Annotated in this window: 18 protein-coding genes and 1 other annotated feature; of the genes, 13 read left to right on the forward strand and 5 right to left on the reverse strand. The window is 32.0% G+C overall.

The window, feature by feature from the left end; translation table 11 throughout:
• Nucleotides 1–15 precede the first annotated feature (15 nt).
• The 5 genes from Q5I67_RS07450 (at nt 16) to Q5I67_RS07470 (ending at nt 6,386) form a co-directional block, all read left to right on the forward strand.
• Nucleotides 16–1,356: an anaerobic C4-dicarboxylate transporter gene (locus tag Q5I67_RS07450; protein WP_302486900.1), complete on the forward strand. Its 1,341-nt coding sequence runs from the start codon at nt 16–18 to the stop codon at nt 1,354–1,356.
• Nucleotides 1,357–1,523: 167 nt separating this feature from the next.
• Nucleotides 1,524–1,988, forward strand: coding sequence for a nickel insertion protein (gene larC, locus Q5I67_RS07455; RefSeq protein WP_302486901.1), 465 nt, complete (start codon nt 1,524–1,526; stop codon nt 1,986–1,988).
• Nucleotides 1,981–2,784 (forward strand): ATP-dependent sacrificial sulfur transferase LarE, encoded by an 804-nt coding sequence (larE, locus tag Q5I67_RS07460; RefSeq protein WP_302486902.1) that lies wholly within the window; start codon nt 1,981–1,983, stop codon nt 2,782–2,784. The genes larC and larE overlap by 8 nt, the downstream gene beginning before the upstream one ends.
• A gap of 118 nt (nt 2,785–2,902) precedes the next feature.
• Nucleotides 2,903–4,489 (forward strand): acetamidase/formamidase family protein, encoded by a 1,587-nt coding sequence (locus Q5I67_RS07465; RefSeq protein ID WP_302486903.1) that lies wholly within the window; start codon nt 2,903–2,905, stop codon nt 4,487–4,489.
• A gap of 577 nt (nt 4,490–5,066) precedes the next feature.
• A complete protein-coding gene (locus Q5I67_RS07470; RefSeq protein ID WP_302486904.1) occupies nt 5,067–6,386 on the forward strand; it encodes a dicarboxylate/amino acid:cation symporter in 1,320 nt (439 codons plus the stop codon).
• 145 nt (nt 6,387–6,531) lie between these two features.
• Here Q5I67_RS07470 and Q5I67_RS07475 read toward each other — a convergent pair whose 3' ends face one another.
• Nucleotides 6,532–10,281 (reverse strand): phosphoribosylformylglycinamidine synthase, encoded by a 3,750-nt coding sequence (locus Q5I67_RS07475; RefSeq protein ID WP_302486905.1) that lies wholly within the window; start codon nt 10,279–10,281, stop codon nt 6,532–6,534.
• A 377-nt stretch (nt 10,282–10,658) separates the two neighbouring features.
• Between Q5I67_RS07475 and Q5I67_RS07480 the strand changes: the two genes are divergently transcribed.
• From Q5I67_RS07480 to Q5I67_RS07515, 8 genes are all read left to right on the forward strand, one after another.
• Entirely contained in the window at nt 10,659–10,799 is a 141-nt protein-coding gene (locus Q5I67_RS07480; protein ID WP_302486906.1) for a hypothetical protein, read from the forward strand.
• Nucleotides 10,792–11,790, forward strand: coding sequence for an inorganic phosphate transporter (locus Q5I67_RS07485; protein WP_302486907.1), 999 nt, complete (start codon nt 10,792–10,794; stop codon nt 11,788–11,790). The genes Q5I67_RS07480 and Q5I67_RS07485 overlap by 8 nt, the downstream gene beginning before the upstream one ends.
• A 46-nt stretch (nt 11,791–11,836) precedes the next feature.
• Nucleotides 11,837–12,032: a binding site (T-box leader), on the forward strand.
• 66 nt (nt 12,033–12,098) lie between these two features.
• Nucleotides 12,099–12,578, forward strand: coding sequence for an Lrp/AsnC family transcriptional regulator (locus Q5I67_RS07490; RefSeq protein WP_296899686.1), 480 nt, complete (start codon nt 12,099–12,101; stop codon nt 12,576–12,578).
• Nucleotides 12,575–13,744, forward strand: coding sequence for an aminotransferase class I/II-fold pyridoxal phosphate-dependent enzyme (locus tag Q5I67_RS07495; RefSeq protein WP_296899684.1), 1,170 nt, complete (start codon nt 12,575–12,577; stop codon nt 13,742–13,744). The genes Q5I67_RS07490 and Q5I67_RS07495 overlap by 4 nt, the downstream gene beginning before the upstream one ends.
• Before the next feature lie 148 nt (nt 13,745–13,892).
• Nucleotides 13,893–14,102: a DUF4405 domain-containing protein gene (locus tag Q5I67_RS07500; RefSeq protein ID WP_296899682.1), complete on the forward strand. Its 210-nt coding sequence runs from the start codon at nt 13,893–13,895 to the stop codon at nt 14,100–14,102.
• 87 nt (nt 14,103–14,189) lie between these two features.
• Nucleotides 14,190–15,401, forward strand: coding sequence for a multidrug effflux MFS transporter (locus Q5I67_RS07505; RefSeq protein WP_296899680.1), 1,212 nt, complete (start codon nt 14,190–14,192; stop codon nt 15,399–15,401).
• A gap of 26 nt (nt 15,402–15,427) precedes the next feature.
• Nucleotides 15,428–16,021 carry a TetR/AcrR family transcriptional regulator gene (locus Q5I67_RS07510; RefSeq protein WP_302486908.1) on the forward strand — a complete coding sequence of 198 codons (594 nt, stop codon included), beginning with the start codon at nt 15,428–15,430 and terminating at the stop codon, nt 16,019–16,021.
• 4 nt (nt 16,022–16,025) lie between these two features.
• Complete coding sequence (locus Q5I67_RS07515; RefSeq protein WP_302486909.1) at nt 16,026–16,697, forward strand: Crp/Fnr family transcriptional regulator; 672 nt, start codon at nt 16,026–16,028, stop codon at nt 16,695–16,697.
• 109 nt (nt 16,698–16,806) lie between these two features.
• On the opposite strand, the gene Q5I67_RS07520 is transcribed toward Q5I67_RS07515, so the two are convergent.
• The 4 genes from Q5I67_RS07520 to Q5I67_RS07535 form a co-directional block, all read right to left on the reverse strand.
• Nucleotides 16,807–19,950 carry a S8 family serine peptidase gene (locus Q5I67_RS07520; protein WP_302486910.1) on the reverse strand — a complete coding sequence of 1,048 codons (3,144 nt, stop codon included), beginning with the start codon at nt 19,948–19,950 and terminating at the stop codon, nt 16,807–16,809.
• Nucleotides 19,951–20,093: 143 nt separating this feature from the next.
• Complete coding sequence (locus Q5I67_RS07525) at nt 20,094–20,501, reverse strand: ATP-binding protein (RefSeq protein ID WP_302486933.1); 408 nt, start codon at nt 20,499–20,501, stop codon at nt 20,094–20,096.
• Between the two features lie 50 nt (nt 20,502–20,551).
• Entirely contained in the window at nt 20,552–20,887 is a 336-nt protein-coding gene (locus tag Q5I67_RS07530; RefSeq protein ID WP_296897350.1) for an STAS domain-containing protein, read from the reverse strand.
• Nucleotides 20,877–23,105, reverse strand: a complete 2,229-nt coding sequence (locus Q5I67_RS07535) for a SpoIIE family protein phosphatase (RefSeq protein WP_296922956.1) — start codon at nt 23,103–23,105, stop codon at nt 20,877–20,879. The genes Q5I67_RS07530 and Q5I67_RS07535 overlap by 11 nt, the downstream gene beginning before the upstream one ends.

Below are 23,105 nucleotides of genomic sequence, written 5' to 3' on the forward strand. Positions count from 1 at the left end.
AAAGAGGTTTTTCCTATGGATATATTTTTATTATTACAATTAATCGTATTATTTGCCGCTATTTTTTTAGGTGTAAAATTAGGCGGTATGGGTATTGGCTATGCTGGCGGTCTTGGTGTAGTTGCTCTGACATTAGGACTTGGACTCAATCCTGGACAGATACCTTGGGACGTTATTCTCATCATCATGTCTGTTATCGGTGCTATATCTGCCATGCAATTAGCTGGCGGTCTAGATTATCTAGTCAAAATAGCTGAAAAAATACTTCGTCGCAATCCCAAACACATCAATTATTTAGCTCCAGCAGTCACTTATTTCTTAACAATTTTTGCTGGTACAGGTCATACTGCTTTTTCTATGATTCCTGTAATCGTTGAAGTTGCTAAAGGTGAAAATATTAAACCTTCTGTACCTCTTTCCATCTCCGTTGTCGCTAGTCAAATAGCAATCACTGCTAGCCCTGTATCGGCTGCTGTCATCGCTATGAGTGGATTTTTAGAACCATTTGGTTGCTCTTATCCTATGTTACTTGCTATCTGTATTCCAACTACTTTTTTAGGTTGTATGATTACAGCTTTTATTATGACGAAATTCGTAAATACAGATTTATCTTCTGATCCTATTTATCAAGAAAGATTACGACTTGGTCAAGTTACTCCTGTAATCAAAAAAGGTGACGATCATCCTTTGAAAAAAGGTGCCAAATTATCTGTATGGATTTTCTTTATAGGTGTTATTGCTATCGTATTATATGCAACTGCAATTTCTAATAACGTAGCTTGGATCGAACCTGTTATTCTACCTAGAAATGATGCTATTATCAGCTTTATGTTATGTATTGCTACACTTATTACTTTCATCTGTAAAATCAAAACAGGCGATTTAGTGAATACTAGTACCTTCAAATCTGGTCTTTCTGCTTGTATCTGTGTACTTGGTGTAGCATGGCTAGGTGATACTTTCGTTAAAGGTCATATTCCTGAAATTAAATTATTAGCTTCTAACCTCGTTGTAGCTTATCCATTTTTATTAGCCGTAGCTCTATTCTTTGCTAGTATGCTTTTATATTCACAAGCAGCTACAACTCAAGCTTTGATTCCAACTGTTATCGTCGCTTTAGGTATCACTCCCGAAAATACTGCTTCTGTACCAATTATCGTAGCTTCATTTGCTGCTGTTTCCGCTCTATTTGTATTGCCAACATATCCTACATTATTAGGTGCTGTACAAATGGACGATACTGGTACCAGTCGCATAGGAAAATATGTATTTAATCATCCGTTTTTCTTCCCTGGTGTATTAACAATCGTTGTTTCTGTAGCTTTAGGTTTCGTTTTTGCACCAATCATGTTATAAAAAACTCCATCTTAATATCAATATCATATATTTAAACCCCCAGAAAAGACTTAGTTCATTATATAATGAGCTAAGTCTTTTTATTTAAGCTAAAATCTGCTTTCTTGCCTAAATAAAAATTCTAATTTAATATATAATTAAATTTACAACAAATGACAGGTGAAAAAATGAACGATTATATTATAGAAAAATTACTTATACTATCTTGTAATATAGATGATTTTAATCCTCAAAATTATGAATATATCTCGCAAAAACTCTTTGAACATAAAGCTCTTGATGTTTGGCTCACTCCTATTTATATGAAAAAATCCCGCTCTGCTAATACTTTATCTGTTTTAATCCGTCCTGAAGATAAAGAAAATTGCCTTGATATTATATTCAGTGAGACTACAACACTTGGCATACGTGAAGAAATAATCTCTCGTTATAGTTTAAATAGAGAATTTAAATTCATCACCACTCCATATGGTCAAGTAAAATGTAAAATAGCTAAAAAAGGCAATAAAATCTTGAATATATCTGCTGAATATGAAGATTGTAAACAATTAGCCCAAAAACACAATGTACCATTAAAAACAATTCAGCAAACAGCATTATTTCTAGCAAACGAGGAACTAAAACATGAATAAACAACAACAATTAATCGAATTACTAAAATCTTACCAATCTGTAGCTGTAGCTTTTTCTGGCGGTGTAGACAGCTCTGTACTTGCTAAAGCCTCTCAAATTGCTCTAGGTGATAAAGCTATTGCCATCACTGCTACATCTGAATTAATAACCACTAATGAAATATCTGATGCCCAAAAAGTCGCTAATCTCATTGGTATAAAACATGAATTATTCACTGTAGCTGATTTAGCTGATAAAAAATTCACCTGCAATGATAAAATGCGTTGCTATCATTGCCATATCAATCGCTTTAAAATATTAGAAGATTTCTGTCAAAAAAATAATTATAACTACCTATTAGAAGGCTCTAATGAAGATGATAAAGGCGATTATCGTCCAGGTATGCTCGCTTTAAAAGAATTTAAATTAACAAAATCACCATTTTTAGAATTACACATTACTAAAGATGAAATCCGTCAAATGGCGAAAGAATGGGATTTACCTGTTTGGAATAAACCTAGCTCTGCTTGTCTTGCTTCCCGTCTAATTTATGGTTTAGAAATAACACCAGAAAGATTAAATCAAGTAGCTAAGGCAGAAGATATTCTTCGTAAATTTATGCAAGGACAAATTCGCGTACGTCATCATGGAGATTTAGCTCGCATAGAAGTTGAAGACAATGAAGTGTATAAATTATTCAAAAATCCCACTAAACAATTCATTTATGATGAATTTCAAAAATTAGGTTTTAAATTTATTACTGTAGATTTACTAGGTTATCAAAAAGGTAGTAATAATATTACATTAAAATCATAAAATAAAGTTTACATGTTGACATTTTATAAATCATATGATATTCTCTAAACAAGACAAAGATGTCGTAATAGATATCTTTGTCTTATTTTTTTACCTAAAATAGAAAAGGATTGATTTCATGAGTAACATCAAAATTAACAAACGTCTTATACTTTCTGCTATATTATCGGCTTCTTTATCCACCGGTTTTCTTGCTGGATATAGCCCTGCTGAAGCTGCTTATAGGGCACCATCTATTGATTATCTGCAAACAAAAGATGACGGAACTGTTCCTGGTGATTATTATGTGCCTTCCACATTAGATAATGTTTTTTGGGGCAAAATTCCAAGTCGCAATGATAAAGCAATTATACATATACCGAGTGGCAGTACAGTAACTATTGATACCGTTTCACATGAAGGTATCTTAGAAGACCAAGGAAAAGACCCTGTTAAATATTTTGGTCAATACGGTGTAACACCTGACCACGTAATGCAAGATGCTATAAATATCGCTGCTAACAAAAAAGGTCATGATTTTGATACTAACGGTCCTCATGTTATAACTGGTCCTATATATGTAGATGGAGCTGAACCGGGTGATGTATTGAAAGTAGAAGTTATTGCATTAGAACCGCGTGCTCCTTATGGTGTTGTAACTAACCGTCATTTTAAAGGAACACTTCCTGATGAAATGCCTGAAACTCCTCGTCTCGAAAATCCATCTTCAGAACATCCTGAATCCTACGGTAATGTATCCGTATTTACATCAATTCAGAAAAAAGGAGATAGTAATGAATGGTTTGGCATAATGCAAAATAACGGACAAACAATACAATTTCCATTAAATCCTTTCCTTGGTACTATGGGTGTAACACCTAATACTGATGAAAATGGTAGTTCTATACCCCCTTTAAAAACTGGTGGCAATATTGATATAAATGAACTTAGTGTAGGTGCAACACTTTACTTACCAGTTGATATTCCTGGAGCAGGTTTTTACACAGGCGATCCTCACTTTGCACAAGGTGACGGAGAAGTCGCACTAACGGCTTTAGAGGCTCCACTCCGTGCCACAGTACGCCTAACAGTATTAAAAAAAGGAAATCCTGCAATTCCTCAAACGAATAGCGATTCTCTTGTACAGCCGTTCGCTGAAACTGAAAAATACTGGATTCCTATTGGTTTAAATGAAGATTTAGATGAAGCTATGCGTCAGTCCGTACGTGAATCTATCAGCTTTATCTCTAAACAACTTGGTGTAGATAGAAAAACAGCATATGCTTATTTAAGTGCTGCAACAGATTATGAAGTTTCTCAAGTTGTAGATAAAACAAAAGGTATTCATGGACTCATTCCTAAAATTGACTTTAAAGATAACTTATCCTTTAAATTAACAATAAATAACACTGCATGTCCAATAAAAATTATAAATAATGTATTATATGTTCCTATTGATAGCGTTAGCTCCGCACTAAAAGGTTCTTTAACTACAAATGGAGACACAACTACTTTAAAATTTAAAAATAATACATTCTCTACTAAAATAAATTCCAATGTATATGAAATGAATGGCACATCTACTTGCACTAATTCTGCACCAACATTAAGTTCAGAAGATACAATTTTTATACCAGTAAGTACACTCAGTGAAATAATGGGGTTGCCTGTAAATTGGTCAACAACAGGACATACAATTACCGGTATTTCTAATTATTTAAACTAAACCTTTTCTTTTACTGAAATAAAACTCTCTAAAAAGTAAAAAACACTTGAAAAATATTGAACTGCACCCCAAAAGTAAAAAACACAACTTTGGGTGTGCAGTTTTTTATAACTAAATACTCAAATGAATTTAAAATTAAAACAATCAAAACAAATTTAAAAGGAGATTCTATTTCTCATCTAGCTAAATATGCCAGATGTAACACTTCTTTATGAATAACTCATTATAAATCTAGTAGCATTACGCAACTTTTCATAAAAACCGTAAATACACTTCTATCTTTAAACAAAAAAGTTATTGAATATAAATAGCTACATCATTTATTATTAAATCAAACAATAATCAAATTTTCCCTTCCTAATACTGGTACAATTTCTACAAATAATTATAATTATCTTTTAAGTAGTAATAATATTACATTAAATGTAAAAAAATAACATTATTAATCATAATCAAAGTTGACAGATTTACAGCAAACCCGTATAATCAATTCCATAATTATATCGTAGGAAATGATATCCGTACGATATAATTATGAATAAAAAATAAATATTATAAAGAAATGAGGGGATTACATATGACTGACAAGAAAAAGCCAGTTGACGTGCAAGAAACCGCACAGACTGCCATTCGAGAAAGCAAAGCTAAATCTACTCAGGGACGTCAGTTCTTATTATGGTTTGGTGCACTTATTCTAGGTGGTATTTTAGGTTGGCTCGGCATTCAACCTTTAAATGAATTTTTTAATTTTATCGCCACTGTATTTACTCGTTTATTCCAATTTATAGCAGTTCCTACAATCGCTTTAGCAGTTATTACAACATTAGCTGCACTTGGCAATAATAAAGATACAAGTCGTATCTTTGCTCACGCTGTATTCTATACTTTATTTACTACAATTTGTGCTGCTGCTACTGGTTTATGTCTTTATCTATGGATTGCTCCCGGAAATTTACCTTTAGATATAATCACTGCTGGTCAAGAAGCTGTACCTATGCAAAAATTAGGTGAACTTTCCTATTATGATCACTTCTTATCTGTAATTCCAAATAATGTTTTACAACCATTTTTATCTGGTAATGTATTATCTGTTATGTTAATCGCTGCAGCTGTAGGTCTAGCACTAGCTTTCATGCCTAAAACAGAAAATCGTGAACAATTATTAAAAGTAATCAACGGTTTACAAGAATTATCTTTCACTCTTATTCGTGCTTTACTTTATGTTTTACCAATTGGTATCATCGCTTTTGCAGGTCAATTATCAGCTCAAATTGAAGCTGGTGTCATCGTTGGTGCTTTAGGAAAATATACAGCTGTAGTAATCGGTGGTAATGCTATTCAGTTCTTTATCATCTTACCTTTAATCATGCTTATTCGTGGTTTAAATCCGCTTAAAGTTTTCCGTAAAATGGCTCCTGCTCTTGCTGTAGCTTTATTTACAAAAAGTTCCGCTGGAACTTTACCTGTAACACTTGCTTGTGCAGAACAAAATTTAAAAGCTAATCCCAAAGTATCCCGTTTCGTTTTACCAATTTGCACTACTATCAATATGAATGGTTGTGCTGCATTTATCTTAGTAACTTCTTTATTCGTAATGCAAAATGCTGGTTTTGAATTATCCATAACAACCATGATTACTTGGCTATTTATCGCTGTTATCGCCGCTGTTGGTAATGCAGGCGTACCAATGGGTTGCTATTTCTTGACTTTATCTCTTATGTCCTCTATCGGTGCTCCAATCGGCTTACTTGGTATCATCTTACCAATTTATACCATCATCGATATGATTGAAACAGCTGAAAATGTTTGGTCTGACTCTGCCGTTTGTGCTATGACAGATAATGATTTAAAAGGAAAATTAGACGATAGCGAAATTCCAAATACCAGTATTCTCTAAAAGTTAAATAAAAGACCTAGAAAATTTATTCTAGGTCTTTTTCTTATTTTTATCTACTTTAATTTATTCTATATTTAACAATTAAATATTTATAAAAAAATAGACAAGGTAATATATACCCTGTCTATTTTTTTATCTATTATTTTTATTTAAAGTAAGCTACGCCAGCTTCAAATAATTTTTGGTCTTTTGCACCTGGAACATTTTTCGCTACATATTTACCAATACGTTCGGAGTGTCCCATTTTACCTAAGATACGTCCATCTGGACTTGTGATACCTTCGATAGCCCATACAGAACCATTTGGATTTACTTCGATATCCATAGAAGTATCACCATTTGCATTTACATATTGAGTTGCAATCTGACCATTAGCTTTTAATTGAGCTAATACTTCTGGACTTGCACAGAAGCGACCTTCACCATGAGAAACAGCAATAGTATGAATATCTCCTACTTTTACGTTGTTAAACCATGGAGAAAGATTGGATACAACTTTTGTTTCTACCATGCAAGATACATGGCGACCAATTTCATTGTATGTGAGTGTTGGATTTTCTGGTGTTAATTCTTGAATATCACCAAATGGTACAAGACCTAATTTGATGAGAGCTTGGAAACCATTGCAGATACCGAGCATTAAACCATCACGGTTTTTGAGTAAATCGCGAACAGCTTCTGTAATGCGTGGATTTCTAAACATAGCAGCAATGAATTTACCAGAACCGTCTGGTTCGTCCCCACCACTGAAACCACCTGGAAGCATGATAATCTGAGATTTTTCAATGCCTTTTACAATAGCTTCAACAGATTCTTCAACCATGGAAGGAGTCAAGTTTTTAATAACGAGAGTTTCAGCTTGACCACCTGCACGATTAAATGCTTTAGCAGTATCATATTCACAGTTTGTACCTGGGAATACTGGAATGAAAATTCTTGGTTTAGCAAAAGAAGTTGGAGCTTTAGCAATGCTAGTAGCTGTATAAAGTTCACTTTGTTTTGTTTCACCAGTAGATTTACGTACATGAGTTGGGAAAATCTGTTCAAGTGGCTGAGTATATGCTGTTTCAATTTCATCAAGGGAAATTTTTACATCACCACAGATAATTGCTTTATCTACAATTACACTACCAAGTTCATATGCACCTACAAATTCATTTAAATCTACATCTTCATTTAATTCAAGAATGATTGTACCGTAATCGCAAGCGAATAATTCTTTTGTATCAAAACCATCAGCAAAAGCAAAACCGAGTTGTTCACCAAGTGTCATTTTACTGATTGCACTAGCAATACCACCAACGCCTACAGTTTTTGCACTTGCAACTTTACCTGCATGAATTAATTCATAAACTTTATTGAAGTTAGCAGTCAATGTATCAATAACTGGCATTTCAAATTCATCACGAGTTGCTTTAACTACGATAACTTTATGTCCTGCTTGTTTAAATTCAGGAGATACAACTTTATCTGCTTCTACCATATCAAGAGCAAAAGCGATTAAAGAAGGTGGTACTGTCATATCCATGAATGTACCAGACATGGAGTCTTTACCGCCAATAGCAGCTGTACCGAATTTATGCTGTGCCCATAATGCACCTAAAAGTGCAGCAAATGGTTTACCCCATTTTTCGCTATCTTTACCAAGGCTTTCAAAATATTCTTGGAGAGTTAAACGAACTTTTGCATAATCACCGCCGATAGCTACGATTTTTGTAATAGCTTCTACGATAGAATATACTGCACCATGGAATGGACTCCAGCTCATGAGATATGGATTGAAACCAAATGTCATAGCAGTAGCTGTATTTGTAGAACCTTCTAATAATGGTAATGTAGCTACCATACCTTCTGCTGGTGTCATTTGACGTTTACCACCAAATGGCATAAGCACAGTATTAGCACCGATTGTAGAGTCGAATTGTTCACTTAAACCTTTTTGACTGCATACATTTAAATCTTTTAAAGTATTAAGCCAAGCATCTTTTACTGAGCCTTCTACTTGTTTTGCTTGTTCAAAATATGTTTCGCCTTCTGGCATTTTTACTACAGCATCAGTATGCTGTTTTACACCGTTTGTCTGAAGGAAAGAACGTTTAATGCTAACAATATCTTTACCACGCCAATTCATAACAAGACGAGGTTCTTTTGTTACAGTTGCTACAAGTGTTGCTTCGAGATTTTCTTTTGCAGATTCAGCTATGAATTTATCTGCATCTTTAGCATCAACAACAACTGCCATACGTTCCTGAGATTCAGAAATAGCAAGTTCTGTTCCATCAAGACCATCATATTTTTTCTTAACTTTATCAAGTTCAATTACAAGACCATCAGTTAATTCACCAATAGCTACGGCTACACCGCCTGCACCAAAGTCATTACAACGTTTGATCAAACGACTAACTTCTGGATTTCTAAATAATCTTTGTAATTTACGTTCAGTTGGAGGATTACCTTTTTGTACTTCTGCACCACAATGTGTTAAAGATTCAATAGTATGTTCTTTAGAAGAACCTGTTGCACCACCGATACCATCACGGCCAGTACGTCCACCAACTAAAATAACTACATCACCTGGTTGTGGTTCAAAACGAAGTACATTTTCTTTTGGAGCTGCAGCTACTACTGCACCGATTTCAAGACGTTTTGCTGCATAACCTTCATGATAAACTTCATGAACCTGTCCTGTTGCCAAACCAATCTGGTTACCATAAGAACTATAACCATGTGCTGCACCACGAGTAATTTTACGCTGTGGTAATTTACCTTTAATTGTTTCTTCAAGACTACGACGAGGATCAGCACTACCTGTTACACGCATAGCTTGATATACATAAGAACGACCAGAAAGTGGATCACGGATAGCACCACCAAGGCAAGTTGCCGCACCACCAAATGGTTCAATTTCAGTAGGATGATTGTGAGTTTCGTTTTTAAACATTACAAGCCAATCTTCTTGTTTTCCATCAATATTGGCTTTTACGACAATACTACAAGCATTGATTTCTTCAGATACATCTAGGTCTTGTAATTTGCCTTCTTCACGAAGTTTACGCATACCCATTACAGCGATGTCCATTAAAGTAACATCTTTATGAGTTCTACCTAATGCTTCACGGTCATTTAAATATAACTGATAAGCATTTTTTATTGTTTCTTTATATTTACCTTCTTCAATATCAACATTGTCGATAGCTGTTGTAAATGTAGTATGACGACAATGGTCAGACCAATAAGTATCAATAACGCGAATTTCAGTAATACTAGGATCACGTTTTTCTTCTTTAGCAAAATATTCTTGACAGAATTTCAAATCTTCTTCACTCATTGCTAAGCCCATTTCATTTCTTAAAGCAATAAGTTGGCTATCATTCATAGAAATAAAGCCTGTAAGTATTTTTACATCAGCTGGTTCTTCCATAACCATTGCAAGTGTTTCAGGTTTTTCAAAAGAAGCTTCTCTAGATTCTACAGCATTAATGCAGTAATTTTTTATTTTAGCAAAAGTTTCATCATCAATATTACCAATTAAAGCAATTACTTTTGCACTGCGGATAACTGGACGTTCTTTCTGTGTAACGAGCTGTACACACTGTGCAGCTGAATCAGCAGTCTGGTCAAATTGACCTGGAAGAGCTTCTACTGCAAATACACGAGCATTTGCTATTTCTGGTAATTCTTCTTCATAAATTACATCTACTGGTGGTTCATAAAATACAACTGGTTTTGTCTGTGCATATTCTGCATCAGTTAATCCTTCAATATCATATCTACGGATAACTCTTACTTGTTCTATTCCTTCAATTGCAAATAACTCTTTTAAATCAGCAAAGAGTTTCTGAGCTGGAATATCAAAACCTTGGCGTTTTTCAACATACAATCTTCTAACTGACAATTTTATTCCTCCTGTAAATTAAGAAAAAAACTCACTTCTATTGTACATTAGAAAACCTATGATGTCTATTATTATGAACAAGAAAAGCTATTGTTTATATATTTATTTTCATATCCATTAATATATAAATTTTCACTAAAATAATAAATCCTTCAATTTTACTTAGATTTTACCAAAATATATTTATTCTTCTTATTAGGCTTTTATACTTATTTTCAGTACGAAAATTCCAATAAAAAAACTTCAGGAGGATTATTTTATGTGTAAAAGCTACAGCTTTATTAAAAGATATTCGTAAAAATCATAATGAAATACTTGAATGTACTAATCGCATCTTAACCTATGAAAGCCAAGGAGATACACTCTATCGCAGTGAAATGTCTTCATTATTCAAAACTGAAAAAGACCCTATTGCTCTTGTAAAATGGAAAGACATTTTTCAATGCCTTGAAGATACTATCGATCAGACTAAACATATTTCTGACACATTAAAAGGAGTTGTTATGAAGTATGCTTGAGCAAGCTTCCATTTTAATTTTTATCGTTATCGCTTTAGCTCTTATTTTCGATTTTGTAAATGGTTTCCACGATACTGCTAATGCCATTGCGACTTGTGTATCCACTCGTGCAGTATCTCCAGCTGTTGCTATTATTATGTCCGCTATTTTAAATTTTGCTGGTGCCATGATCAGTACAGGTGTTGCTAAAACCATCGGTGGCGATATCGTTCAATCCGCATCTATGGTCAATGAAGTCATCATTATCGCTGCTTTAGCTGGTGCTATTATTTGGAATTTAATAACTTGGTGGTTTGGTATGCCAAGTAGTTCTTCTCATGCACTAGTTGGTGGTATCATTGGTGCTGTAATCATCTCCGTTGGCTTTATGGGATTAAATGGCTATGGTATTTTAAAAATATTTTTATCTTTAGTACTTTCTCCTCTTGCTGCCATGGCAATTGGTTGGATTATACTACATATTATTTTCGCTATCTGTCATTCTTTTCGACCTGCCACAGTAAATGATAATTGCAATCGCCTTCAACTTGTATCTGCTGCTTTAATGGCATTTGCTCATGGCTCTAATGATGCTCAAAAATCCATGGGTATTATCACACTTGCTCTTTTAAGTGGTGGTTATATTGGAGCTTTAGAAGTTCCTACTTTTGTAAAAATCTCCTGTGCCTTAGCAATGGCTCTTGGTACATCTTTTGGTGGTTGGAAAATCATTCGTACTGTCGGTGGTAAAATATTCCGCATGCAACCTGTACATGGTTTTGCAGCTGACTTAAACTCAGCTGTAGTAATATTTGGTGCTACACTCTTACATCTTCCTGTCTCTACAACTCATGTAGTTTCTGGTTCTATCATGGGTGTTGGCTCTGCCCAACGCGTTAAAGCTGTTCATTGGGATGTAGCACGCCAAATGCTCGTTGCTTGGATCATGACTATTCCTTGCACTGCAATTTTATCAGCAATAGTATATTTTGTTTTGCATTTATTTCTCTAACACTTGATTTTTATATTGATTTTATGTTAACATAATTACACATATATAAAATGCAATGAGCGGAAAAGTATAATTTTGTTGACTTTCAGAGAAGTAGCGGTCGGTGCAAGCTATCAAGCAATAAAATTAGAAAGCTACCCGTGAGCATCTAGCAAAACTAGACGCTACGCCAGCGATATCGGCATTAAGTGAGCAATTTGCTAACTAAGGTGGTACCACGGGAGAAGACCCTCGTCCTTTATTGGACGAGGGTCTTTATTTTTTCGCTAGAATAAAAATATTTATAAAACTATTAGGGAAGTGATTTTATGCGTGAATTATTAGAACTACTTGAACATGATGGCCGTCGCTCAATCAAGGAACTTGCAACTATGCTTGGTCGCTCTGAATATGAAATAGAAGAACAAATTAAAAAATTGGAAAAAGAAAAAATTATTCTTGGCTATAATACAATGATTGACTGGGAAAAATACGGCAATAATACAGTTTCCGCTATGATTGAAGTCAATGTTACTCCTCAACGTGAATTTGGTTTTGATGCTATCGCCGAAAGAATTTACCGTTTTGATGAAGTAAAAACTGTATATTTAATGTCTGGTAGTTTTGATTTATTGGTTATCATCGAAGGCAAAACGCTAAATAATGTAGCTGACTTTGTCGCTCGTCGTCTTTCTACTATTGAAGGTGTAACTTCTACACGTAGCCATTTCATGCTCAAACCTTATAAAAAAGATGGTATTATCATTGACGATAAAGAAACAGACCATAGATTGGTGGTATCACCATGATTGATTGGAATAAAAGTTTAGCAACTACTGTACAACATACTAAACAATCCGGTATCCGCCGTTTCTTTGATATTGCCTCTACTATGGAAGATGTCATCAGTCTTGGTATCGGTGAACCTGATTTTGTAACACCTTGGACTATTCGCGAAAGCTGCATCTATGGTTTAGAACGTGGATATACAGCATATACTAGCAATAAAGGCCTTTATGAATTACGTCATGCCATTACACATATGTATGAAAGAGATTTCCAAGTAAAATACAATCCTAATGATGAAGTTCTCATCACTGTTGGCGTAAGTGAAGCTGTTGACCTTGCTATGCGTGCTATTTTAAATCCCAATGATGAAATCTTAATTCCAGAACCATGCTATGTATCTTATGCTGCCTGTGCTACTTTAGTCGGTGCAAAAGCTATTGCAGTACCTACTAAATCAGAAAATGAATTTAAAGTAACACCTGAAGATTTAGAAAAACACATTACACCAAAGACAAAAGCATTATTAATCGGCTATCCTAACAATCCAACTGGTACAATCTTAGAATATGACGAATTGCTCGCTATCGCAAATTTTGCCAAAAAACATAATTTAATCGTCATCTCTGATGAAATTTATGGTGATTTAACTTATGGCGATAAAAAACATATCTGTTTTTCAGCTTTACCTGACATGAAAGAATGCAGTATCATTTTAAATGGTTTTTCCAAAGCTTATGCTATGACAGGCTGGCGTCTTGGATATGCCTTAGCACCAAAACCTGTAATTGATGCTATGAATAAAATTCATCAATACACTATGATTTGTGCACCAATAACAGCTCAAATAGCAGGACTAGAAGCAATTCGCAATGGTCAAAAGCATATGAAAAAAATGGTAGCTGAATATGACCGCCGTCGTCGCTTAATTTATGAAGGCTTCACTAGTATGGGATTAAAATGTTTTGAACCTAAAGGAGCTTTTTATATTTTCCCTGACATTTCTAGTACTGGTCTTTCTTCCGAAGAATTCGCTGAACAATTGCTCATCCGTCAACATGTAGCTGTAGTACCTGGCACTGCATTTGGTGAATGTGGTCAAGGATTTATTCGAGCTTCTTATGCTACATCTGTAGATAATATCAGTGGTGCTTTAGCTCGTATTCAAAACTTCTTAGATAATTTATAATATAAGATATAAAAATACATCTCTATTTTTTAGAGATGTATTTTTTATTTTATAGTTATGCTCTCTATATTTTAATCAAAATTTTTAGTTAAATTTAATCTAATTTTAAGGTTTTTGCTGTATATTTTATAATAAAGGGGGAATTTTTATGAAAACACGTATGCGATTTACTTTTATTTTTCTGACTATTGCTTTTGTTTTAATTGCTTTTACTGGTATTTGTATGGACTTTAAAATTTTAATATTACCTAAAACATTAACTAAACCCTTACATATATATTTAGGCTATTTCATGATTCTTCTTGTTATTATTCATTTAATTGATAATCGAAGATGGATTAAAAATATTTTTAAGTAAAGTCTTTTGACTTTACTTATTTTTTTTGCTATATTATATAGACCGATTGTTATAATTTATTGATTAAATAAAGAAAGGATGTATTTTATGGTTAACGCTATAAATAGTTCAGCAAAATCTAACAATGAAAATGTTTTTTTAATTACGTTATTAGCTTTAATTTGTTCATTGGGCCCATTGGCAACAGATATGTATCTGCCTGCTTTTCCCGAAATAACTCAATACTTCTCTACAACACCATCTATGGTTCAATTGACCATCACTACTTGGCTTATCGGTCTTGCTGTCGGTCAAATTTTAGCAGGCCCTTTAAGTGATATTTATGGCAGACAAAAACCTCTTATTCTTGGATTAGTAGTCTTTACCATTTCTGTCATTGCTTGCATTTTCTCTCCATCTATCGAACTATTTATTTTTGCCCGTCTTATCGGTGGTTTTGCCGCTTCTTCCGCTCTTGTAATCAGCCGTGCTATCGCCAGTGATATCTATAGTGGCACTATGCTCACTAAATTTTTATCTACCGTAATGATTATTCAAGGTATTGCACCAATCATCGCTCCTGTTGCTGGCGGACAATTACTTAGATTTTTCCCATGGACAAGCGTATTTGTTATATTAATGCTTGCCGGCTTAGTAATTATTGCTTTGTCCATCTTTAAATACAAAGAAAGTCTACCTGTTGAAAAACGTATCCGTGGTAATCTCTCACAAGTTCTAAAAATATTTTTCAGTTTATGTGCACGTCCTTATTTTGCTAGTTTATGTGCAATTCAATTTTTTATCTTTTGCTCTCTATTTGCATATATTTCTGGTATGCCATTTATCTTACAAGGAATATATGGCTTTAGCCCACAAGAATTTTCTTTTGTATTCGCCTTTGTAGGCATTGGCATGATGTTTTTTGGCAAATTAACCAATATTTTAACTGGACGAATTCCTGATAGTAAATTATTATTTTTTGGATTGTGTCAAGGTTCATTTTTTGGTATCTTATTTTTAATCGGTGTTTTACTCGACTTCAACATCTATTTTTTAATAGCTTTGTTATTATTGTCTGAAACTTCCCTTGCAATTACAGCTTCTACTAGTTTTTCACTCGCTATGCAATCGCAAAAGAAAGTCGCTGGTAGTGCCTCTGCTCTATTAGGATTTTTCTCTAATATTTCTGGTAGCTTAATCGCACCAATCGTGGGTATCGGTGGCGGTACTACTGCTGTCCCAACTGCACTCGTCATAGCCTTAGCAGAATTAATTGCACTCGGTATCTTTCTTTTTATAACTAAAAAGCATCTAAATTAATTTAAAAATAAAGGCAGGCTATTTCTATGAAAAACAATACCAAAGAAATGTTTCTTCACACCGCCTCAACATTATTTGCTATCAAAGGTTATCATGCTACTGGTATCAACGAAATTTTAAAAAAAAGCCAAGCTCCTAAAGGTTCATTATATTATTATTTTCCTCATGGCAAAGAACAATTAGCTATTGAATCTTTGGAACTAACTGCACAAAAAATATACGCAGAGATAAAAAAAACTCTCGCCAAATATGATGATCCTATACAGGGACTACAACAGCATTTGCAACAATTAGCACAAAAAATACAACAAGACATCGACAATCCACGCGAAGATAAAGATAATATATCCATTAGTTTAATTGCTTTAGAAACTTTTTTCTCTAATGACCCCATTCGCAATCGTTGTAAAGAAATATTTTCTCAAATGCAATCAATTTATGCGGATAATTTTATTAAATACGGTTACAATACTGAAACAGCTAATATTTTAGCTATGAATGCTGTCATCATGACTGAAGGTGCCATTATTTTATCTGTAACACAAAAAAATAGTTTACCATTACGCCAATTGGCTGATAATTTACCTTTATTATTTAATCTTGACGTGAAATCTAGGTGAACATATGCTAAATAAAAATTACTATGAACTTTTAAGCACTCATTTCCCAGCTTGGACCAAATTAACTAAAACACAACAACAATTAATCATTGATAATGCTACATTGATTTCTATCGATAAAAACGCTTTAATTCAAAATACACAAGCTGGTTGTTCAGGTGTTTTAATAATCAAAAAAGGTATTTTGCGTGTTTATACCTTATCTGAGCAAGGCAAAGAAATAACGCTTTATCGTTTAAATACAGGTGATATTTGTATTTTATCTGCTTCTTGTGTGATTAAAGACATCACCTTTGATATTTACATTGAAGCATTAGCTGATTGTGAACTTATCCAAATCTTGCCTTGTGCCTTTGCCAAAGTCATGAATGAAAATATCTATCTTGAAGCTATTACGTATAAACTAGCTACTAAACGTTTATGCACTGTAACATGGGCTATGCAACAGATGATGTTCACTAGCTTTGACAAAAGACTTGCTGAATTTTTGCTTAATGAAAGTAATGCTACTAATTCAAATGAAATCAAGATGACTCATGAACAAATAGCCAAATTAATGGGCACTGCTCGCGAAGTAGTAACGCGTATGCTCAAATATTTTTCTACTGAAGGATATGTTGAACTCACTCGTGGAAAAGTAAAAATCATAAATAAACAAGCACTAGAAAAACTTTAATTAATATAAATATTTTTTTCAATAATAAACTATACCTCCTAAAATTGTTTTAAATTCAATTCTAGGAGGTATAATTTTTTGTTGCTAAAAACTTAGCCAAATTTAATTATTAAAATTGATAATTGAAATTAATACTAGTACTTAATTCATTACTATTTGATGACCAATCTTGTTCTATTTGTCCTGCGACTGACCATTTATCACTTAATTGTTTATCTATATAACCTGCTAATACTAAATGATCTTTACTTTCTTCCACGCCATTAATAGTATAACCTGTATTTGTTTTATCTTGAACAAATGTAACTTTCATATCTTGATTTGCTCCAGAAACTAATTTTTTATATCCAAGTTTTATTCCATAATTTCCACTTTTTTCTTTGCGGTTAAATGCTACTCCAACTTCTCCTGCTAAATAATTATCACTATAATTATTTATTTTTTGATTATATAAATCTGCATTATTTTCTTGAAAATCATTCTGCTTATAATGAGCCATATCTATTTTTCCATATGGTGCAATATGCCACTGATGTTCTTTACCATAATCTAAATCATAAGCATATTTCATACCTAAACCTAATACATTACTATCATAATCGGATTTTGCTACTTTATCTAACATAGGAATATTTCGCGTAACATTATTATTTTGCACTCCATAACTTAAATAACCAGTTAATGTATTTGCCCTATTTTTTGTACCTGCATATAAACCTAAACTATAATTATCATATTCTCCACTATTTAAATTATCACCTAAACTATTTTCACTATAACTAAATAAAATACCATTATAATTTTTATCATTATTAGTAAAATCTTTACCAATAGTCAAACTATAACCTTGTGTATTTACGTTATCTACATTTTGCCAATGTTTAGTATTTAAAATCCATAGACTATCAGCTCTATCTAAATTTGTTTGTTTCTCTACAGCAGTTACTACATCACGATTTTTTATTATATCATGTGCCATATTCATATGAAATCCACCTGTAATTTCTTTTAATGCTGTAGTTGCCTGATTTCTATCTAATGCATACAAATCATACATTTTAGACTGCTGATTATCATTTAAACTATTATACATATTATTAACTGCTTTAAATGTTTCATCATATACTTTAGTATTATTATTTGTAATAGTAGTTAATATGCCTTCATTTCCATTCAATTCTATTTTTGCATTTAATAATCCAGAAAATTCCTGTTCTTGATTTAAATCTGTTGATAAGATTAAATTATTCGCATCAATAAATTTATTAGTAATATTAGGTGCAGCTTTTTGTCCCGCTGTAACATTCATATTACTAATATCTGCAGTATTACCTACAGATATTACATTAAATTTTTCTCCATCTGTATTAACTAAAATCTCCCCATCTCCTGAAAGATTTCCATTAATCTTTAATGTATCTATACTGCCATAACTACCTGCTAATATTTTGCTATTATTATAAACATTGCCTTCTATTAAACCTTTGCCTGTTAGAATACCTTTATCTATACTATAAGCATCTCCTTTTATTGAACCATCTATTTGCAATGTTCCATCTTTAACAATAGAACTTCCTTGATACGTGTTATTTCCTGTAAGATTTAAAATTCCTTCACCATCTTTTATTAATCCTGCATGTAATCCTAAAAGTCCTGAATTTTGTATATTATTATTAAAATCTTCTATATAACGTTCAACTACATATTTATCATATAAATCTCCATCTATCCAATTTTCTTTATAATAAATATATCTATCATGCAAATCTTTAATATCACTATCCTTACCATTAAAATCTTTATTATTTTCACCTAAGGGATTTTCTGCTATATATCCAGCTCTAATCTCTTTAATATCATTACTCCAAATAGAATTATATCCTTGAGTGTCCACTTTATATAATGCTTGTTTTTCTTTTTTTCCTGCTACTGTATAATCATCACTAATATCTTCACTTGTAAGTCTACGTACATTTATCGCACCTAATCCCTTAACTGCTTTTCCAGCATCAACCATACCTTGACCAAATAAAGCTTCCATAGGCATATTTACAAATTTTTTTACAAGTCCCTCTTTATCGTATTCCATTATCAAATCCAAAAATTCATCTTTATTTCTTATACTTAAATAATAATTTATCATTTTAGTATTATGTTCATAATAAACCTCTGCTAAATCTTTTAGACTTTTTTCTTTTGCTTTTTTTCCATATTCATCATTAGTATAAAAAATATTAAAAGAATATTTATTATATAAATTGTCTACTTGAAATGTTATAAAAAATCCATCTGTATTTATAATCTTATTATTAGCTGTACTAAGTAATACATCACCAATTTGTTTACCACCTAAATATGGAAAAGCTTCTTGCACTAACCCACCTACACCTGTTACCATTGGAGCTGAAAAAGACGTTCCATTTTCGTTTATATAACCACCATCAGAATAAGTCGTATTTATAAACACTCCTGGTGCTGTTAATGTCTTATCTTCAACATACTGTGCTAAATCAGAAAATATTGCTAAAGCACCTGATGTTACTTTAAAAATATCATTTTCTTTTTGAAAAAAACTAGCATCACTAGCTGTTACATTAATTATATTGTTACTTAAACTATTATCCCATATAGATAATACATTATCTAATCCTGGCATTGTATGTCCACTATTATCAGCAGAAAAAACTAATAATTTATCTTTACCAATGGCTTTTTTCATTTGATTATAAGGTGTTAAATTAATATAATTATTAAGAATTTCCTCATAATCATCTTTATCATTTATATATGATAAATAAATTTCAGTGCCCCATGAATTATTAATAACTTTTATATCTTGTTTATTTAAAAATTCATCCCAAAGATTTTTTCTAGTCGAAAAATATGAACCTTTATATTCATCAGCATTTGCTACACCTTGTATATTCGCATCAAAAGCTACACCATGCATTCCTTGATTATTTTTATTCGCTGCTACAACACCTGCTACTGCTGTTCCATGGCTTAATTCTTGCCAATTATAAATACCATTATTCGCTTCATTTAACATTCCTGAATTATTTTTTTCCTTAAACTCTGGATTATTAAAATTTATTGGCAAATCACAAATTCCTAATATTACTCCCTTTCCTGTATAACCTTGTGCATATGCTCTTGCAGCATTTATTACATCTAATACATTTTCTCCCATAGCTTTATATTCATTTGTGCGAAAATCATCTATATCTTTAGCCTCTAATGTATTAAAATTCATAAAACTGCCTATGGATATTGACAACAATATTATTTTTGTTAAAAGATTTTTTTCCTTCTGTAACTTCAAAATTCATCACCTTACTAAAAAACTAAAGCCACTAGTAAAACTAATGGCTTTTCTTATTTTCTAAAAAATATATACTAATCCAAATTTTTCCAGACAGTTAATTGATTTTTATTATTTATATATTTATATTCCGCACCATCCATAATTGTAGTATATAAAAAAATCCCTAGACCACCAATCGGCTGTTCCTCTAATGATGTTACTTTATTATGTTCATTTAATTCTAATAAAGGATTATATGGTATTCCTTCATCACAAAAAGTAAAACGTAGTTGTTTGATTTCTATTACATACTCAACAGAAACATATAATAGGCCAGTAGTATTTGGATATGCATATTCAATAATATTAACTAAAATTTCTTCTGTACATAATTCTAACCGTCGTTGCTGTTTAGCATCATGCACAAATAAATTAATCTCATTACGAATATCATTTAGCATTGTAGGCAAACTTGTTAAATTGGCAGGATATTTTTGCATTTGTAACAAATTAAAATCACACTCTCACAAAATATTTTATCAAAAATTTATTATATGAGTTGTTTTTCATTACTTAAAATTGTAAATAAAACATCTAAGCCTGACTCTTCCAATATTTCTTTAACTAAACCATTAATATTAACTAAACAAAACTTTTTATTTTCTTTCTGGGCTTTTTTTGCTAAACGTAATAATACTCTTAACCCAGCACTAGAAATATATTCTAAGTCCTCCAAATCTAATGCTAATTTTATGCAACTATCTAATATTTCCTTTGCCTTATTTTCCGCCATATTGGCCGTTATTGTATCTATACGTCCACAAATAGTTAAAACTTGCCAGTCATTAAATGTTTTATCTTTAAATTGAATATTATCATTTTCCATTATGTTTATCTCCTAAATCTAAATAATTTAATTTTATAGCTAACATAGTAATATCATCAGATTGATACATACCTTGAGCAAACTCATCTATTGAAAGCTTTACATCTCTCAATATATCTTGACAAGAAGATTTTTGATTTATTTTATTTAAATTACTATATAAGCGTTCAATCGAATACAATTTTTTTTCTTTATTTATAGCTTCTGTTACACCATCAGTATATAAAAATAATTCGTCACCTTGTTTTAAATATACTTCTTGTTGTTTAAATTGTGCTTCTTCATTAATGCCTAATACACAATTTTTTTCTACTGGTAAATATTCAAAAGTTGAGTCATCTTTATGCTTATGACGTATCATCGGTAGTGTATGACCTGCATTAACATAAATGAATTTACCTGTTTTTAAATCCAACATTCCCATAAAAACAGTAACAAACATCATTTCTTCATTATTTTCGCATAATTGTCTATTAGCACATTGAACTACTGCCGAAAAATCATCTGGTGATGTCATACTCATAGCAAAATTTTTCAGAATGGTTTTAGTAATAACCATGAACATTGCGGCTGGAATACCTTTATCTGATACATCTGCTATGGTAATTACAAGATGATTTTCATCTAAAAGATAAAAATCATAAAAATCTCCACCCACTTCTTTAGCAGGATACATCACAGCATAAATATCAAAGTCTTTTCTATCTGGATATGGTGGAAATATACATGGTAGCATATTTTTTTGTATATTTGTAGCAACATTTAATTCAGTAGCAATTCGCTCTTTTTCAGCTGTAATTTGCTCTAAATTTTTTATATATGTTTGCAATTCTGTTGTCATTGCATTAAAAGAAATAGCTAAACTTTCAATTTCATCTCCAGTGTGTATATTTAATTTTCCATTAAAATTGCCCATAGCAATTTGTTGTACACCTTTAGATAATTGTCGTATTGGTTTTGTCAAATAATCAGCTAGACTCCATCCAATATACGTAATAAAGAATAATAATATGCTAATTGATATTATCATACCTATTACTGTCATCTTCGTTTTTTCTGACAAATTATCCATATATTCTGTAGCAATATTAATAATATTTTCATGAGTTTCTTTAGCTGGAGCTATTACCGTATCTACTTCCATAGCTGTAACAAAATACCAATCTGTATTTTTCATTGGAGCATATGCTAAATAATAGTCTTTTCCATCAATATTAGCTTCTGTAAGACCAGCCTTCTCATTAATTATTTTTTGCACAGCATCTGCTAAAGATGTATTTGTAGATTGTCTTAAATCTTTTATATTATTTATGCCTGTAATTAAATCTCCTGTAGTATGAGGAGAAGCTATTATTTGCCCTTGTTTATTTATAACAAAACCAAATCCATTATCACCTATTTTAGTATTTAGAATAATCTCATTTATATTATCTAAAAAAGTCCCCATACCAACTACACCAGCAAACTGTCCATTTGCATAATAAGGAGTAGCACAAATAATACATGGTCCACCACCCAAGGCATCAATTACAATATCTGTAAATATTGTTTTATCTTCTTTTTTAGCTTGTATATACCAAGGTCTTGATGTTGCATTATAAAAATCTGGCTTTATATCAGAATTTTGAAATTTTCGCCCAGCAAAACGATCAACCATAATAGTAAAACCATTTTTAGATGCAACATAAGAGGAAATTATTACATTGCTATTTGTATTTATTTGTATTAAAAAATCTTGTATATTAGCTGTTAAGCCTATTTCTTGTCGTAAAATTGGTGATGATTTATCTACAACCTCTGATGAAAACAATAATTGTGCTGTAATTTTATCAATATCATTTTTACTTGGCTCAAAAATATTTCGACTATGATATTCTTCTGGATTTGAAGCTATATTTGTCATCATATTTGATAAAATAATCACATCTTTTTTTACTTTTCCCAAATTCTCATCTAGTTCATTTGCTTTATCAAAAGCTGTTTGTTCTAATGCTAATTTAGCTCGTTGTATTAAAGCCTCTTGGCTATTTTCTGCTGCTTGGAAAATAATTTCATTACCAATAGACAAAGTCAATTCTCTTGTATCATAAATAGCCTTAAAAGCAATTAAACTAGTCAAAATAATAGATAATAAACAACTAGATAACAATACAGTGAGAATTCGTTTACGTATACTTATTGATTTTTTTATTTTTGATTTAAAATGCAACTTAATCAC

The sequence above is a fragment of the uncultured Megamonas sp. genome (genome assembly GCF_958438645.1).
Lineage (GTDB): Bacteria > Bacillota > Negativicutes > Selenomonadales > Selenomonadaceae > Megamonas.